The organism is Allobranchiibius huperziae (assembly GCF_013410455.1).
GTDB classification, from domain to species: domain Bacteria; phylum Actinomycetota; class Actinomycetes; order Actinomycetales; family Dermatophilaceae; genus Allobranchiibius; species Allobranchiibius huperziae.
In genome coordinates, this window is the sequence record NZ_JACCFW010000001.1 from 3,090,151 (window position 1) to 3,105,883 (window position 15,733).

Annotated in this window: 17 protein-coding genes and 3 tRNA genes; 11 read left to right on the plus strand and 9 right to left on the minus strand. The window is 70.6% G+C overall.

The features are described from left to right. Positions 1–73 precede the first annotated feature (73 nt). A complete protein-coding gene (locus tag HNR15_RS14625; RefSeq protein ID WP_179483002.1) occupies positions 74–1,129 on the plus strand; it encodes a M15 family metallopeptidase in 1,056 nt (351 codons plus the stop codon). 68 nt (positions 1,130–1,197) lie between these two features. Here HNR15_RS14625 and HNR15_RS14630 read toward each other — a convergent pair whose 3' ends face one another. Further along, positions 1,198–2,061 (minus strand): oxidoreductase, encoded by an 864-nt coding sequence (locus HNR15_RS14630; protein WP_343048551.1) that lies wholly within the window; start codon positions 2,059–2,061, stop codon positions 1,198–1,200. 59 nt (positions 2,062–2,120) lie between these two features. Between HNR15_RS14630 and HNR15_RS14635 the strand changes: the two genes are divergently transcribed. Then, the gene (locus HNR15_RS14635; protein ID WP_179483004.1) at positions 2,121–3,410 is read left to right on the plus strand and encodes an alpha-hydroxy-acid oxidizing protein; all 1,290 of its coding nucleotides are present in this window, start codon (positions 2,121–2,123) and stop codon (positions 3,408–3,410) included. A gap of 67 nt (positions 3,411–3,477) precedes the next feature. On the opposite strand, the gene HNR15_RS14640 is transcribed toward HNR15_RS14635, so the two are convergent. From HNR15_RS14640 to HNR15_RS14655, 4 genes are all read right to left on the minus strand, one after another. Next, positions 3,478–3,945, minus strand: a complete 468-nt coding sequence (locus HNR15_RS14640) for an SRPBCC family protein (protein ID WP_179483006.1) — start codon at positions 3,943–3,945, stop codon at positions 3,478–3,480. Between the two features lie 43 nt (positions 3,946–3,988). Further along, positions 3,989–4,999: an NAD(P)H-binding protein gene (locus tag HNR15_RS14645; protein ID WP_179483008.1), complete on the minus strand. Its 1,011-nt coding sequence runs from the start codon at positions 4,997–4,999 to the stop codon at positions 3,989–3,991. A gap of 19 nt (positions 5,000–5,018) precedes the next feature. Further along, complete coding sequence (locus HNR15_RS14650) at positions 5,019–5,765, minus strand: CPBP family intramembrane glutamic endopeptidase (RefSeq protein WP_179483010.1); 747 nt, start codon at positions 5,763–5,765, stop codon at positions 5,019–5,021. Positions 5,766–5,960: 195 nt separating this feature from the next. Next, entirely contained in the window at positions 5,961–6,269 is a 309-nt protein-coding gene (locus HNR15_RS14655; protein ID WP_179483012.1) for a DUF1330 domain-containing protein, read from the minus strand. 154 nt (positions 6,270–6,423) lie between these two features. On the opposite strand from HNR15_RS14655, the gene HNR15_RS14660 reads away from it, so the two are divergent. The 3 genes from HNR15_RS14660 to HNR15_RS14670 are packed head-to-tail and all read left to right on the plus strand — an operon-like array spanning position 6,424 to position 9,114. After that, positions 6,424–7,656, plus strand: a complete 1,233-nt coding sequence (locus HNR15_RS14660; RefSeq protein WP_179483014.1) for an MFS transporter — start codon at positions 6,424–6,426, stop codon at positions 7,654–7,656. A 10-nt stretch (positions 7,657–7,666) separates the two neighbouring features. Beyond that, entirely contained in the window at positions 7,667–8,146 is a 480-nt protein-coding gene (locus HNR15_RS14665; protein ID WP_179483016.1) for a hypothetical protein, read from the plus strand. Between the two features lie 2 nt (positions 8,147–8,148). Continuing rightward, positions 8,149–9,114 carry a pyridoxal-phosphate dependent enzyme gene (locus tag HNR15_RS14670; protein ID WP_343048552.1) on the plus strand — a complete coding sequence of 322 codons (966 nt, stop codon included), beginning with the start codon at positions 8,149–8,151 and terminating at the stop codon, positions 9,112–9,114. 131 nt (positions 9,115–9,245) lie between these two features. Here HNR15_RS14670 and HNR15_RS14675 read toward each other — a convergent pair whose 3' ends face one another. Continuing rightward, the gene (locus HNR15_RS14675; protein WP_179483018.1) at positions 9,246–9,710 is read right to left on the minus strand and encodes a hypothetical protein; all 465 of its coding nucleotides are present in this window, start codon (positions 9,708–9,710) and stop codon (positions 9,246–9,248) included. 326 nt (positions 9,711–10,036) lie between these two features. Here HNR15_RS14675 and HNR15_RS14680 point away from each other — a divergent pair, with 326 nt between their 5' ends. From HNR15_RS14680 to HNR15_RS14705, 6 genes are all read left to right on the plus strand, one after another. Beyond that, positions 10,037–11,074 (plus strand): PHP domain-containing protein, encoded by a 1,038-nt coding sequence (locus HNR15_RS14680; RefSeq protein ID WP_179483020.1) that lies wholly within the window; start codon positions 10,037–10,039, stop codon positions 11,072–11,074. Positions 11,075–11,169: 95 nt separating this feature from the next. Continuing rightward, a tRNA-Glu gene (locus HNR15_RS14685) sits at positions 11,170–11,242 on the plus strand. 28 nt (positions 11,243–11,270) lie between these two features. Further along, a tRNA-Asp gene (locus HNR15_RS14690) sits at positions 11,271–11,344 on the plus strand. 15 nt (positions 11,345–11,359) lie between these two features. Further along, positions 11,360–11,432 (plus strand) — tRNA-Phe (locus HNR15_RS14695). 102 nt (positions 11,433–11,534) lie between these two features. After that, positions 11,535–12,134 carry a copper resistance protein CopC gene (locus tag HNR15_RS14700; RefSeq protein ID WP_179483022.1) on the plus strand — a complete coding sequence of 200 codons (600 nt, stop codon included), beginning with the start codon at positions 11,535–11,537 and terminating at the stop codon, positions 12,132–12,134. Positions 12,135–12,270: 136 nt separating this feature from the next. Then, positions 12,271–12,477, plus strand: a complete 207-nt coding sequence (locus HNR15_RS14705) for a DUF3073 domain-containing protein (protein ID WP_179483024.1) — start codon at positions 12,271–12,273, stop codon at positions 12,475–12,477. A gap of 107 nt (positions 12,478–12,584) precedes the next feature. On the opposite strand, the gene purM is transcribed toward HNR15_RS14705, so the two are convergent. The 3 genes from purM to HNR15_RS14720 form a co-directional block, all read right to left on the minus strand. Next, positions 12,585–13,697, minus strand: coding sequence for a phosphoribosylformylglycinamidine cyclo-ligase (gene purM / locus HNR15_RS14710; RefSeq protein WP_179483026.1), 1,113 nt, complete (start codon positions 13,695–13,697; stop codon positions 12,585–12,587). Positions 13,698–13,827: 130 nt separating this feature from the next. Beyond that, on the minus strand, positions 13,828–15,432 hold the full coding sequence (gene purF / locus HNR15_RS14715; RefSeq protein WP_179483028.1) for an amidophosphoribosyltransferase: 1,605 nt from the start codon (positions 15,430–15,432) through the stop codon (positions 13,828–13,830). Positions 15,433–15,465: 33 nt separating this feature from the next. Beyond that, entirely contained in the window at positions 15,466–15,705 is a 240-nt protein-coding gene (locus HNR15_RS14720; RefSeq protein WP_179483030.1) for a hypothetical protein, read from the minus strand. Positions 15,706–15,733: the final 28 nt, after the last annotated feature.

The following is a 15,733-nucleotide window of genomic DNA, read 5'->3' on the forward strand; positions in this document are numbered from 1 at the left end:
CAACGGCAACCAATGCGCCTTCGCTCCTTAGGTTTCGTGGCCTCACCAGTCACATCCGCCTCAAGGAGCATCAATGGTCATCGCCATCCGCCGCGCCGCCGGCGCGGTTATCGGCATCACCGCCCTCACCGCGCTTGCAGCCGGCCCGGCCCAGGCCGCACAGCCCCACCCCGACGCCAGCACGCAGACCGCACACGCCCCCGCGGCCGTCCAGCACGCGGACTCGCAGGTGTGGACGCTGTACACCGGAAGCGCGGGCGCCTCGTTCCGCGCGAACTCGTCCAACACCGCGACCTTCGTCGCGAGGCCGGGCACCGGATACCAGTTCACGGGCGTCCTCGGCAGCGGCAGCACGGCCGGGTGGGTGCAGGCCACCTCGGGCACGTACACCGGGCAGTGGATCAGCGCATACAGCGTCACCACCACCAACCCGGCACAGCCGCTGGGCTCGGGCGCAGGCTCCAGCGCGGTGGTGTCCACCCCCAACGTCACCCGGTACGTCGTCACCGGCTGGGCGACTCCCAACATCCGCGCGTCCTACAGCTACCGCTCGGCGATCGTGGCGACCGTCAAGCAGGGGGTCGCGTTCACCGGCACCTACGTCAACTACGCGTGGTTCCGCATCACGTCCGGGACGTACGCCGGCCGCTTCATCAGCACGGCGATGCTCCAGACCTCGCCCAACCAGGCGTCGTACAACGGCGTGATGCCGGCGGCGGAGATGTGCGCGGCCGACAGCGCCCTCGGCACGTCCTGGGAGCCCACCACCCCGCGCTACCTCGCGTGTGGCGCACGGGATTCGTTGGCCAACATGAACGCCGCGTTCAAGGCCACCTTCGGCTACAACCTGTCCATCTCCGAGGCGTACCGGCCGTTGGTCAAGCAGCAGTTCTACTACGACCTGCTCGGCTCGCAGGCCGCTGTGCCCGGTACGTCCAATCACGGGCTGGGGCAGGCGATCGACTTCGACACCCAGACCACCAAGGGCGGTTCGACCTCGATCTACTACTGGGGCACGCCCCAGGACAAGTGGCTGACGGCGAACGCGCTCAACTGGGGCTTCCAGCGCCCCAAGGAGTACTCCACGCCGGGCGTCGGGGAGTACTGGCACTACACGTTCGTGGGCTGACACAGGTGTGAACGACGGCGGCGGTCCGGGGCACGTCCCCCGGGCCGCCGCCGTACGTCGGCACCGGCTCAGCCCGCGAGGTCGCCCTCGGCCAGCTCGACGTCACCGGTCGCGATGTTGTCCTCCAGGTGCGCGACGGACGACGTGCCAGGGATGAGGAGCACGTTCGCCGCCCGGCGCAGCAGCCACGCGAGCCCGACCTGCGCCGGCGTGACGCCGAGCCGCTGCGCGACGGCCTTCACCTGGTCGTCGTCGGTGACCTTGGGCATCTGCGGGAAGGCCGAACCCAGTGGGAAGTACGGCACGTAGGCGATGCCCTGCTCGGTGCAGTAGTCGAGTACGTCGGCGTCGCTCTGATCGACATAGCTGAAGGCGTTCTGCACACAGACCAGCCCGACGCTCTCGTGCGCGGTGCGGACCTGGTCCAGCGTCGCCGTCGAGATGCCGATCCCGGCGATCTTGCCCTCGTCGCGCAGCTGCTTCATCGCCTCGAGCTGGGCCGCCAGCTCGTCCTGCGGCTCGGCGTCCTGCACCGAGCCGTCGTCCTCGTGCAACCGCAGGTTGACCGCGCCGAGCTGCTCGGTGCCGAGGGTGCGCAGGTTCTCCTCCACGTCCTCCTTCAGCTGCTGTGGCTGCAGCGCGGGAAGCCATGCGCCGGCGGCATCCCTGCGGGCGCCCACCTTGGACACCAGGACGAGATCGTCGCCGTACGGGTGCAGCGCTTCGCGGATCAGTTCGTTCGAGACATCCGGGCCGTAGAACTGGGCGGTGTCGATGTGGTCGACGCCGAGCTCGACGGCCCGGCGCAGGACGGCGATCGCCTGGTCGTGATCGCGCGGCGGTCCGAACACTCCGGGACCGGGCAGCTGCATGGCACCGAAGCCGATGCGGTGGACGTCGTGGCCGGCAAGGGGATATGTGGATTTCAGCACTCCCGAAACGCTACTCCGGGGCGCCGCCGGGCCGGTAGGGCTGTGCGAGTGTGAGCGCCATGAGCATCTCCCTGCGAGACATCGGCCGCCGCGTGCAGTCGCAGATCTATCAGGCGGGCGTCTTCGGCACCACGCCGAAGGTGCCGGTCAGTCCGGATCGGCTGGAGCACGACGGGCTGCGCGCGATGAGCGGCGACGCCCGGTCCTACGTCGAGACCGGGGCGGGCACAGGGCGCACGATCATCAACAACCGCAACGCGTTCGCGCACTGGCAACTCGTGCCCCGGGTGCTGCGCGACGCGTCCGAGCGCGACCAGTCCATCGAGTTGTTCGGCCGGCGGCACCCCAGTCCGTTCCTCACCGCGCCCGTCGGCGTGCTGGAGATGTGCCACCCGGACGGCGACCTCGCGGTGGCGCGTGCGGCGAGGGCCAGCGGCGTACCCATGATCATCTCCTCGCAGGCGTCGTACCCGATGGAGGCGATCGCGGACGAGCTCGGCGACCACGAGCGGTGGTTCCAGCTCTACTGGAGTGCCGACGACGACCTGGCCCGCAGTTTCGTACGTCGCGCAGAGGCGATCGGCGCGAGCGCCATCGTCGTCACCCTCGACACGATGCTGCTGGGTTGGCGCACGCTGGATCTGGACCGCGCGTACTCCCCGTTCGCCCGCGCCCGCGGCATCGCCAACTACACCTCCGACCCGGTCTTCCAGGACATCACGCGGAAACGGTTGCAGGAGGGGCAGATTCCCTCCGTCGACCGGCGGCCGACCCCCTCAGCGGTGCGCTCGCTCGGGACGATCGCGCGCGCCCACCCCGGTGACTTCCGGGCCAACCTGCGATCCAAGCTGCCGATGGCCTCGATCCGCACCTTCCAGGAACTCTTCGGGCGCCTGTCGCTGAACTGGGAGGAGCTGGCGTGGCTGCGCGACCTGACCGACCTGCCCATCCTCGTCAAGGGCATCCAGTCGCCGGAGGACGCGGAGCTGGCTCTGAAGTACGGCGTCGACGGCATCATCGTGTCCAACCACGGCGGCCGCCAGCTCGACGGTGCGATCGGCTCGCTGGATGCGCTCCCGGCGGTCGCCGAGCGCGTCGGCGACCGGGTGCCGATCCTCTTCGACAGTGGGATCCGTTGCGCTGCAGACGCGTTCAAAGCACTCGCGCTGGGCGCCACAGCGGTCTGCATCGCCCGGCCGTACGTCTACGGCCTCGCGTTGGCCGGTGAGGACGGCGTGCGCGAGGTGCTCCGGAACTTCCAGGCCGAGTTCGACCTCAGCATGGCGGTGGCCGGGCTCACTTCGACCGACCAGTTCACCCCGGACATCCTGGTACCCGCGACGCATTGACGACAGGTTCGAGTACCGGGAGTACGCGCCCGCCGGATCGAGCGCGCGTACTCCCGATGCGGCGGACTCAGCGGGTGGCGTCCAGATGCTTGAGCAGGTTGGTGGCGAACCTGCTGCCCATCGCCGCCATCACCGTGTTCATCCCGGCCAGCACGCCCGGCTTGGCGAGCTTGGGCAACGGCAGGTCCACCGAGACCTCCAGGTCGATCGCCAGGTGCGTCCGAGCGCCGTTCGGCGTGAGCGTGTAGGAGCCCTCCGCTCCGGCCTGCTCGTCGGTCTTGCTCGGGTCGTGGGTGAACGTGATGTGCGTCATCGGCTCGAAGGTCATGACCTCCGTGAAGCTCGGTGAGATCTGCTTGGTCAGCACCGGGATCGAGGTCAGGGTCCACACCCACTTGCCGTCGACGACGTCGATCCGCTTCAGGAAGGGCGTGAGCCGGGGCAGCAGCTCGGTGTCGGTCAGCGCCGTCCAGATCTGCTCCTGCGACGCGTCGACATCGGCGGTCGAGTGGTTGTGCGCGGTGAATCGGGTCATGGTGTCCTTCGAGATTCTCTGTGAGAGAGCAGGATCGGGCCGCTCAACCGGCCCAGGTGGGGTCGGCCGACGTCCGGTACGCCGGGTCCTGGGCGCCCGGCTCGGGCAACCGACCGGGCTCGCCCCGCCCCTCGTTCTCCAGCGCGGCGAGCACGGCCAGCTCGAAGCTGAGCAGGCCGCCGAGCTCCGGCTCGATCAGGTCCTCGATGTCGTGCTCGTGGCAGATGACCTCGTGCACCAGGCTGCCGACCAGCGGCGCGGCCACTCCCCGGGGCACGGGCGTCAGCCGTCCGACCACCTCGCCGGCGATGCCTGTCAGCAGCTTCGGGGCCTGCAGGGTCAGCAGATGGCGGCGATGCAGACCGGCGATGTCGGCGTACTGCAACACCATGTCGCGGTAGCTGAGCACATCCGGGCCGCCGATGTCGAAAGACCGGTTGACGTCCGGCGCCATCGCGGCGCTCTCGACCAGGTAGTGCAACGCGTCGCGGATCGCTATGGGCTGCAGGCGATTCAGCACCCAGTCGGGCGCCGGCGCCACGATCAGACGAGCGCTCAGGTGCCGCAGCAGCTCGAACGACGCCGAGCCGGCCCCCAGCACCACTGCCGCCTGCAGCACCGTCGTCGGCACCTCACCGGCGAGCAGGATCTCCCCGACCTCCACCCGCGAAGCGAGGTGCGGGCTGAGCGGACCGCTCGGGTGCAGCGCCCCGAGGTAGACGATGCGTCGTACCCCCGCGTCGGCGGCCACCTGCGCGCACACGTCCGCGAGTTCACGGTCCCGCTGGGCGAAGTCACCGGTGCCGTCCATCGAGTGCAGCAGGTAGTAGACGACGTCGACGTCCGCGCAGGCGGTCGCCATGTCCTCCGCACTCGAGGCATCGCCGCCGACGATCTCGGCCCGGGCGCTCCAGGCACGGTCGGTCAGACGCTGCGGGTGCCGGCTCATGACCCGCGTGGACCACCCGGCATCCAGGAGCTGCGGCACGAGCCGGGAGCCGACGTACCCGGTGGCGCCGAGCACGAGGGCCCGACCGGGGGTCATGGTGTCCATCCGGTCTGCACGGGCCGCCTCAGCGGCGGTACTCGATCAGCGGTGGCAGCACGAGCAGCATGCCCGTCGACCAGGTGAGATGGATGATGATCGGCCCCTGGACGCCGCCGGTGGTGCGACGTTCGATCGCCACGAGGAGGCCGAGGACGCCCGCGGCGAAGACGAGCATCGGGTTGCCGGTGATGCCGGTCGCGACCGTGTAGATCGCCGTGGTCACGGCGATCTGGTGGGGTTGCTTGGTCGCGGCGTAGAGCGCGCCGCGGAAGAACAGCTCCTCGCCGACACCGGTGATCAGGGTGAGGGGCACGACCACCGGCAGCGACCCGAAGCGCGCGTGGTTGAGGACGGCGAGCACCGGTCGTCGCAGGGCCGGGATGCGGGCGATGACCGCCGCGCCGGCGGCGAAGAACACGACGGCGCCGGCGCCGATGGCGAACGGCCGCACCAGTGGGCGGGCGTTCTTCTCGGGGTCGCGGGTGCCGCTCCAGCCGGCGTGCAGCGGGCCCGACGCGAACGCGCCGCCCGCCCAGACGCCCGCGAGCAGCACGGTCGAGGCGTAGAACTGTCGGCTGCCGGGTTTGCGCGACAGAGCATGGCGCAGCACGGGGGTACCGACCGCCAGCGTCACCGCGGTGACCACCCGGCGGTGCTGGAACTCCCGCTGGGTCTGCCAGTGGTCGCGCTCGATGGGCACGACCCACGACAACTGGGAGCCTCGGCCCACCATGTCGCGGGCACGTGCCACCACGGCATCCCACGCACTCATGCCCTGGAGTCTGCCAGCCGGTCCTGCGGCCGCGAGGCCCCACCAGCCCAGATCAGCACCGGCGACCCCCAGACGGACGAGTTCGACTGCGTCCACGCCGGGGGGTCGATGCCGTCCAGCCCGGGGGCCGATCGAGCCTCACGGCCCGGCGCGCCGACAGCCGCACCCCGGTCGCCACCTCACTCCGCGGGCGGATCACTGACCCGGTTGTGGTCCGTCGTATCCCTCGATCACGATCAGCTCCATGGTCGCCGCGTCCTGTCGCAGAGCGCGCGCCGCCTGGTAGAGATCTGAGCGGTAACACGCCAACGCTTCGTCGTACGAGGGGAACTCGATCACCACGTTGCGCGACCGGGCGGCACCTTCGACGGCCTCGAAATCCCCGCCGCGCACCAGCAGCCGACCGCCGTACGCCGCGTACGCGGCCCCGTTGGCCGCGGCGTACTCCGCGTACCGATCCGGATCGGTGACATCGATCCGGCCGATCCAATAACCCTTCGCCATGCTCTGCACGCCCCTCGAATCTTTCGGTCCTGCGCCGCCCACGATGCGCGGACGCCTCCGATCATGCCGGTAGAATCGGCGGCGCACAGGGAACATGGCGCGACCGTTGGGTGGGAGGTCGCGCACCGGACCGCACCATCGGAGTCACCTGAGCATGTCCCCCGTCGCGTCCTATCGGGCGCTCTTCGCCATCAGTGGCCGCCGCTACATCGCCATCGCCTTCCTCGCGCGCCTGCCGCTCGCGATGAGCCAGCTCGGCGTCCTGCTGCTCGTCGCCGGACGCACCGGCAGCTACGGCATCGGCGGCGGCTGCGCCGGTGCGCTCGCCCTCGCCAACGCCGTCGGAGCGCCGCTCTTCGGCTCCGCCGCCGACCGCATCGGCCAGCGACCCGTCGCGTTCTTCCAGTCGGTTGCCGGTGCGATCGGGCTGGCGCTCGTCGTGCTCCTCACCCGCTCGGGGACCGCGTGGCAGGTCGACGCCGCGATCTGCGCCGTCACCGGCTTCCTGCTGCCCCAGGTCGGACCACTGGCGCGGGTGCGCTGGCGGCCGATCATCGCCCGGCGCGGGCATCCGGTCAGCCTGGTCGACACGGCGTTCTCCTACGAGGGCGCCGCCGACGAGGCGTCGTTCGTGCTCGGCCCGGCGTTCGTCGGCATCTTCGGAGCCCTCGCGGGGCCGCAGTTCGCGCTCGAGGGGGCTGCGGTGATCCTGGCGGTCTTCGGCTCCTGGTTCGCGTTGCATCCCACGGCGGCGCTCGCCCGGCGCGCCATCTCCGGCGACTCGCCCCACACCCGCCTGGTGACCAGGTCGATCGCCGTCCTTTGCGTGGCGCAGCTGCTGATCGGTGCCGTCTTCGGTTCGGTCCAGACCGGCACGACGGTGATCGCGACGAACGCCGGGCACGCACCTCTCGCCGGGCTCTTCCACGCCCTGCTCGGAGTGGGCAGCGTGCTGGCGGGCATCGGCATGGCCGCGGTCCCGGCGTCGTTCGGGTACGCCGCGCGCCTGCGGGTCGCCGCCGTCGCCCTCTTCGTGCTGTCCACCCCGCTGCTGCTCGTGAACTCACTGGTGACGCTGGTGCCGGTGCTGCTCGTGCTCGGCCTCTGCGTCGCGCCGTACATGATCACCACCTTCACGCTCGGTGAGACGCTCACGCCCGCACCGCGCGTCGCCGCTGCGATGACGCTCCTCGCAGCAGCCACCGGGCTCGGATATGCCTGCGGGACAACGGTCGCCGGTCACCTCGCCGACGCGCAGGGTGCCACCGGGGCGTTCGCGACCACGGTGTCGGCCTGCGCACTGGCCGCCGTCCTCGCCGTCACCGCCCGGGGAGCGCTGCACCGGTCGAGCTCGCAGGTGGACGAGACGGCGTACGCCGCGGCATAGGCTGACGCGCATGGCCTCTACCGACCTGTTGCGCTCCCCGATCGTCCAGAACGCTGCCGCGGCCGCCGCCGCCGGGGCAGGTGTCTTCCTGCGGCCCGCACGGCTGCCGAAGTGGGGTCGCCGGGGTTTGCGGCTCGCCAACACGGCCGGCACCGCCGGCTCGGTCTTCCTGGCGTCGCGCGGTGGCTCCGACGACGGCGGCGACCTCGGCACCAAACCCACGCGCACCCGCGCGGCCACGGCCGCGTCCGCCGGGTCCGCCATCGCGGCCGCGGCGGGTGGCCTGACCCTCATCAGCTCCGGCTTCGGCCTCAAGATGGACGCGCGAGCCGAGAAGTTCCTGGTCGGCAAGGGCATCAAGCACCCGCGCATCTGGATGGCGGTCGGCACCGTCGTCATCGTCTTCGCTGCCAAGCAGGCGCAGGACTACGGCACCAAGAAGGCCGAGGCCGCGGCGCGCAAGCAGCTGGAGAAGCAGCAGAAGTCCTGACCGTGCCCGAGCAGGTCCGCAGCACGCCGGACATCGCGGCCGTACGCGCCGCCGCCGGGCGGCTGGAGGGCGTCGCGCATCGCACGCCGGTGCTCACCTCCTCCCGGCTGGACTCCGAGCTCGGCCTGCGGCTCTTCCTCAAGGCCGAGCACCTGCAGCGCACCGGATCGTTCAAGTTCCGCGGCGCGTACAACGCCCTGCGCACCCGGGTCGGACCGGCCGGCGTGGTGGCCTTCTCCTCGGGTAACCACGCGCAGGCCGTGGCGCTGGCGGCACGGGTCCTCGGCGTACCGGCCACCATCGTCATGCCGTCCGACGCGCCCGCCATCAAGCTGGCCGCGACGCGGGGGTACGGCGCCGACGTCGTTCTCTACGAGCGGCATACGCAGGACCGGGCAGCCATCGCGGCCGAGATCTCCGGGCGCACGGGTGCCATGCTGCTGCCGCCGTTCGACCATCCCGACGTGATCGCCGGACAGGGCACCGCAGCGCTGGAGCTGCTGGATCAGGTCGGGCCGCTGGACGTCGTGATCACCCCGCTCGGTGGCGGCGGGCTGCTGGCGGGCACCTGCCTCGCCGTGCGGGCGACCTGCCCCGATGCCGTCATCTACGGCGCCGAGCCGGCCGCCGGTGACGACGGCAAGCAGTCCCTGGACGCCGGCCAAATCGTGCGGATCGACGTGCCCCACACGCTCGCCGACGGCGCGCAGACGACCGCCCTGGGTGAGCTGACCTTCCCCGTCATCCGCCGGGAGGTGCGCGACATCGTGCGGGTGGGCGACGGTGAGCTGGTGGAAGCGATGCGCTCGCTCGCCGCCACCTGCAAGGCCGTGGTCGAGCCGACCGGCGTCCTGGCGTACGCCGCTGCCCGGAGCCTGCGCTCCGAACTCGCCGGTCTGCGGGTCGGGGTGATCCTTTCCGGCGGGAACGTCGACCTGGCCCGGTACGCGGCCCTCATCGTCGACTGACCGACGCTCGCCGCGGAAGGCGTCGGACCCGACGGTGTGCGCCCGCGCCGGCGGTTTGCGTTGGTGGCCAGTGCTGCAGCCCTGGCCGGCGGCGCAAACCGCGCACCTGCGCCAACCGGCCGTCCTGCCGATCAGTCGATGTGGTGCCAGAAGAGCACGTAGACCGCGGCCAGCATGACCACCGAGCCGGCGACGGCGTACGGCCGCCCGACACGCGCGATGCGGTCCGCCACCTGCGCGGGCGCGCCGAGGTCGACCATCCGTTGCTGCGGGCTACGCCGCAGCCGGGCCGCGGTGCGCACGGGCGCCAGCATCGCGGCGTACGGCACGTAGAGCGCCAGGACGAGCACCGCTGCCGGGATCCGCACGTAGAACGCTGCCCAGAGTTGCTCGCTCAGGACGCCCAGGGCGAGCACGCCGCAGGCCAGGATCAACGCGGCCGATTCCGCGCCGACGGTGACGGTGCGGGCTCGGGTGATGTCACCGCGGGCCCGCCGCACCAGCCAGGTCAGGTGCCGCTCCTGGAACCGGCGACGGGCCAACCACACCCACAGCAGCACGGCGGCGAGACACCCGATCACCAGCGCTGCCTTCACGACCGACGACCCTACGTGGCCGCTATGCCCGCCGACGAGAGCGGCGTCGTCGGAGCGCAGCGGTATCGAAGGGCCAGCGGAGGAAGCGAAACTTCGTGGGGTGACGTGTCGGGGTCCTCGCGAAGTATTCGCTGGAGGAGCGCAGCGGAGGAAGCGAAACTTCGTGGGGTGACGTGTCGGGGTCCTCGCGAAGTAGTCGCTGGAGGAGCGCAGCGGAGGAAGCGAAACTTCGTGGGGTGACGTGTCGGGGTCCTCGCGAAGTATTCGCTGGAGGAGCGCAGCGGAGGAAGCGAAACTTCGTGGGGTGACTAAGGCATGGTGGGGGCATGGCTGCCAGTGACGACGCCGCGATCGAGCCGGTCGACGCCCTGCGTCGGATCGCCTTTCTGCTGGAGCGGTCCCGGGCCGGCACCTACCGCGTCCAGGCGTTCCGCAAGGCGGCGGACACCGTGCTAGCGACATCGCGCGCGGACCTGGACCGGCACGCGGCGGAAGGGTCGTTGCAGAGCCTGCCGGGCATCGGCAAGGCCACCGAGGCGGTGGTGCGCGAGGCGCTGGCCGGTGAGCAGCCGGCGTACCTCACGTCGCTGGAGGAGAAGACGTCCGGACCGCTCGTCGAGGGTGGTGAGGAGTACGCCGCACAGTTACGAGGCGACTGTCACTGTCATTCCGATTGGAGCGACGGCGGTTCTCCGATCCCTGAGATGGTCGCGACCGCAATGGAACTCGGGCGGGAGTACCTCGTCCTCACCGACCACTCCCCTCGCCTCCGCGTCGCCAACGGCCTGTCCGCCGAGCGGCTCACCCAGCAGCTGAAGATCGTCGACACGATCGACCGGCACGTCGAGGACTTCCGACTGCTGCGCGGCATCGAGGTCGACATCCTGGACGACGGCTCGCTCGACCAGAGCGAGGACATGCTCGGACGGCTCCAGGTGCGCGTGGCGTCCGTGCACTCCAAGCTGGCCATGAGCAAGGACGCGATGACCCGGCGGATGATCGGCGCGGTCCGCAACCCCCGGACCAACATCCTGGGCCACTGCACCGGACGCCTGGTGGAGGGCGACCGCGGGAAACGCAAGCAGTCCACCTTCGACGCCAAGGCGGTCTTCGAGGCGTGCGCCGAGCACGACGTGGCGGTCGAGATCAATTCCCGGCCGGAGCGCCGCGACCCGCCGGACGAGCTCATCGCCCTCGCCATGGAGGCCGGCTGCCTCTTCTCGATCGACAGTGACGCGCACGCGCCGGGTCAGCTGGATTTCCTGGTCTACGGGGCCGAACGGGCCCAGCGCCTGGGAGTGCCGCTGGAGCGCATCGTGACCACCTGGGAGGTCGATCGGCTGCTCGACTGGGCATCCGGGTGACCTTGGTTTGGCGCGCACCGGAGCACCCCCTATAGTTGCGGTCGTCCTCAACGGGTCCGAAGCTGCGGCACGCGGTGGTGATCCTGAGAAGGCGGGTCCCCATCGTCTAGCGGCCTAGGACACCGCCCTTTCACGGCGGCAGCACGGGTTCGAATCCCGTTGGGGATACGCAGTAACGCAGGTCTTGCTTTGTCAAGGCCCCGTAGCGCAGTTGGTTAGCGCGCCGCCCTGTCACGGCGGAGGTCGCGGGTTCGAGTCCCGTCGGGGTCGCTTTGTTTTGTACCGGGCCAGATAGCTCAGTTGGTAGAGCGAGCGACTGAAAATCGCTAGGTCGGCGGTTCGACCCCGTCTCTGGCCACCCGAACGTGAAGGCCGTCCCGCATCGCCGGGGCGGCCTTCGTGGTTCCCCCGCGCCGGACCCCTCGGTCGACGCCCGGCAGGATGGCCGAAGATGGCCCGTGTGACCCATCGCCGCGCCCGTCCGCTCGCGCTCCTCGTCCTGCTGCTGCTACCGCTCCTGTGGGGTTCGTACGCCGCTCCCGCCTTCGCGCACGACCGCCTGGTGGGTACGACGCCCGCGTCCGGTGCCAGCGTCACGTCGCCGACGTCGGTGCAGCTGAGGTTCGCCGAGAAGGTCGTCTCGACCGGCACCCGCATCGAGGTGAAGGACCCCCGCGACAAGGTCGTCTCCAGCGACCTGCGAGTCACCGGCGACATCGTGTCGGTGCGGTTGGCGCAGCCGACGACCGCGGGCACCTACCGGGTCGTCTGGCGGATCACCTCCGACGACGGGCACCCCGTCAGCGGCGGGTTCTCCTTCCGAGCGGCGCCTGCCGCGGGAGCGACGGCCACGGCCACCTCCAGCGCCACCACGTCCTCCGCCGGCGCGTCCTCCAGCAGCAGTCCGGTGCCCACCCAGCAGGTGCCCACCAACTCGACCAACAACGCACCGTGGTTGATCATCGGCGCGGTCGTGATCGCCGTTCTGGCCATCGCCGGCGGCGTCGTCGTCTCACGCCGCCGGCTCAAGGACGACGAGCCGTCCAACGGCTCCACCTGAGCACCGTCCGGAATACCAGGGCCGGCGTCGCGGTTCGGTCGGAGGTGGACGCGGGTCGCGACACGTCGGGCGAGCAGCCTGAGGTACCGTTGAGGCCACGACAAATCACCAGGAATCGACATGAGGGGGTCTCGCCATGGGGCGTGGCCGGGCGAAAGCCAAGCAGACCAAGGTTGCCCGGGAGCTGAAGTACTACTCTCCCGACACCGACCTCAGCGCTCTGCAGCGTGAGTTGCGTTCGCACGAGACGAACGGCGTGCAGCCGACCCGTGCGGAGGAGCGCGACGACTCCGACGATGACGGCCAGGGCGACTATTCGCAGTGGTCCTCCGGCAGTCGCTGACGCGAGTCAGACCCGCACCGTCGGGCCTGCGAACGTAGCCTGAGCGCCACACCCGCCGGTGTGGCGCTCAGCTATGCCGGCTGGGCCCGCCAGGTGAGTGGGGTCGGTCAGGAACGGTGTCGGCCGATGAGCTGTGCGCCGCCGCCCGTGGTGCCCTTGGCACCCGTGACCACCTGCGCTGCGTGGCTGTCGACCTGCTCTGCCGCCTCGATGCGACCGAGCGACCACGCGTCCAGGCCGAGCGCATCGAGTACGCCGATCGCCTGCTCGGCGTGCTCGGCCGGGAGCACGACCACGAAGCCGACCCCCATGTTGAGGGTGCGCTCGAGGTCCTCCTGCGGCACGCGGCCCAGCTGACCGACCACCTGGAAGACCGGCGGCGGTGACCAGGTCGACCGGTCCAGGACGGCAACGACACCGGTTGGCAGCACCCGCGCGACGTTCGCGACGAGCCCGCCACCGGTGATGTGGGAGAGCGCGTGGACGTCGACGCCGTCGGTGCGGATCAGCTTCAGCAGGTCGGCGGCGTAGACACGGGTCGGTGTCAGCACCTCCTCGCCGAGGGTGCGGCCGAACTCAGCCACCTCGCGATCCCAGCCCCACCCGGCGGAGGCGACCACGCGTCGTACCAGGGACAGCCCGTTGGAGTGCAGGCCGGAGGAGGCGACGGCCAGGACCGCGTCGCCCACGCGCACCCGGTCCGGGGTGAGCAGGTCGGCGTACTCCACGACACCGGTGGCGGCGCCCGCGACGTCGTACTCGTCGGGTTCGAGCAGGCCCGGGTGCTCCGCGGTCTCGCCACCAACGAGCGCCACCCCGGCCTGCGCGCAGGCGGCGGCGATGCCGGAGACGACCGCGGCGATCCGCTCCGGGACGACCTTGCCCGTCGCGATGTAGTCGGTCATGAAGAGCGGCTCAGCGCCGCAGACGACGATGTCGTCAACGACCATCCCCACCAGGTCGAACCCGATGGTGTCGTGCTTGTCCATGGCCTGCGCGACGGCGACCTTCGTGCCGACGCCGTCCGTGGAGGTGGCGAGGACAGGCCGGGTCATCCCGGCTAGCGCGGACGCGTCGAACAGGCCGGCGAATCCGCCGAGACCGCCGATGACCTCCGGGCGCTGCGCGCGCCGCACGGACGCCTTCATCAGCTCGACTGCCTTGTCGCCGGCTTCGACGTCGACTCCGGCGCCGGCGTAGGTGATGGGAGCGTCGGTCATGGTGTCCTCGGATGGTTTCGTCGGATTACGGGGAGTCTGTCGGTTCCCGAGCGCAGCGGAGAACTTCGTGGGGTCTCGGTCGGGGTCCCCCGCAAAGTATCGGAGCGGATCGGAGAACTTCGTGGGTGTCTTACGGGTGCAGCAGGGCGCCGCTGCCGCCGCCCGCGACTCCCACATTCACCCCGTCGGCGTCCCGCCGGCCGTCGACCTCGCCGCGGTCCGCCGGGGTGTGCTCGATCGAGGCGTCGTGGCCGGTCCGCAGCTCGATCGGCAGCGTCTCCAGCAGATGTTTGCCGATCCGGCCGTCCTCCGGCAGTGCGATCGGGTAGTCACCGGTGAAGCAGGCGCTGCACAGCTCGCTCGCCGGCTGGTCGGTCGAGGCGATCATGCCGTCCTCGGAGATGTAACCGAGGGAGTCGGCACCGATCGAGGCTCGGATGGCCTCCGTGTCCAGGCCGTTGGCGACCAGCTCGGCCCGAGTGGCGAAATCGATGCCGTAGAAGCACGGCCACTTCACCGGCGGGCTGGAGATGCGCACGTGGATCTCGGTCGCGCCGGCCTCGCGCAGCATCCGGATCTGGGCACGCTGGGTGTTGCCGCGCACGATGGAGTCGTCGATGACGACGATCCGACGCCCGCGGATGGCGTGTTCGAGGGGGTTGAGCTTCAGCCGGATGCCGAGCTGGCGCAGGGTCTGGCTGGGCTGGATGAAGGTGCGGCCGACGTACGCGTTCTTCACGAACCCCTGGCCGAACGGGATGCCGGCCTCCTGCGCGTACCCGGTGGCGGCGGGCACGCCCGACTCGGGCACCCCGATGACCAGGTCCGCCTCGACGGGGTGCTCGCGGGCAAGCTGACGGCCCATCTCCACGCGCGCCTCGTGCACGACGCGGCCGCGGATGACGGCGTCGGGGCGGGCCAGGTAGACGTACTCGAAGACGCAGCCCTTGGGCTTGGCCTCGGCGAACTTGTGCGACCGCAGACCGTTCTCGTCGATCGCGATCAACTCGCCGGGCTCGATCTCGCGTACGACGCTCGCGCCGATGGTCTGCAGCGCCGCGGTCTCCGAGGCCACCACCCAGCCGCGCTCGAGCCGGCCCAGCGCGAGGGGTCGGACCCCCTGCGGGTCGCGGGCGGCGTACAAGGTCTGCTCGTTCATGAAGACGAAGCAGAAGGCGCCGCGCAGCTTGGGCAGCACCTCCAGGGCGACGTCCTCCAGGGAGCGCTCGGGCTGGTCGGAGAGCAGCGCGGTCACCAGCGCCGTGTCGGAGGTGTTGCCGCGGCCGATCTCGCCGCCGATCTTGCGACCGGCGTGCTGCTCGTCGACCAGGTCGCGCAGCTCGGCGGTGTTGATCAGGTTGCCGTTGTGCGCGAGAGCGACGGTGCGTTCCTCGCTGCCGCCGAGCGTGGGCTGAGCGTTCTCCCAGGTGCTGCCGCCGGTGGTGGAGTAGCGGTTGTGCCCGATCGCGAGGTGACCGCGCAGGGAGGAGAGGCTCGACTCGTCGAAGACCTGCGAGACCAGACCCATGTCCTTGTAGATCAGGATGCTCTCGCCGTCGCTGGTCGCGATCCCGGCGGACTCCTGACCGCGGTGCTGCAGCGCGTAGAGGCCGAAGTAGGTCAGCTTGGCGACGTCCTCACCGGGCGCCCACACCCCGAACACCCCGCAGGCGTCTTGGGGGGAGTTCTCCCCCGGCATCAGATCGTGCGAGAGCCTGCCGTCACCGCGCGTCACGTCGACAAGTGTCCCACGGCTCGGCGGGTGCGCTCAGCGCAGGGACCGGTGGTCCATCAGGACCGCCAGCAGACCGCCGATGACCGCGCCGATGACCGCGCCGGTCACGGCGAGGAGACCGACCGCCGTACCGTGCGAATAGTTGCCGGTGCTGGCGCGTACGCCGATCAGCGAGCCGATGGCGATGCCGATGACGGCGCCGGTCAGCAGGAACGCGACGATGTTGGGGGCGCGGCGCACCGGACGTAGCGGGGGCGGACGGTGGTCGGACACCCCTCAACCGTAGGTGACGTTTGGCTAG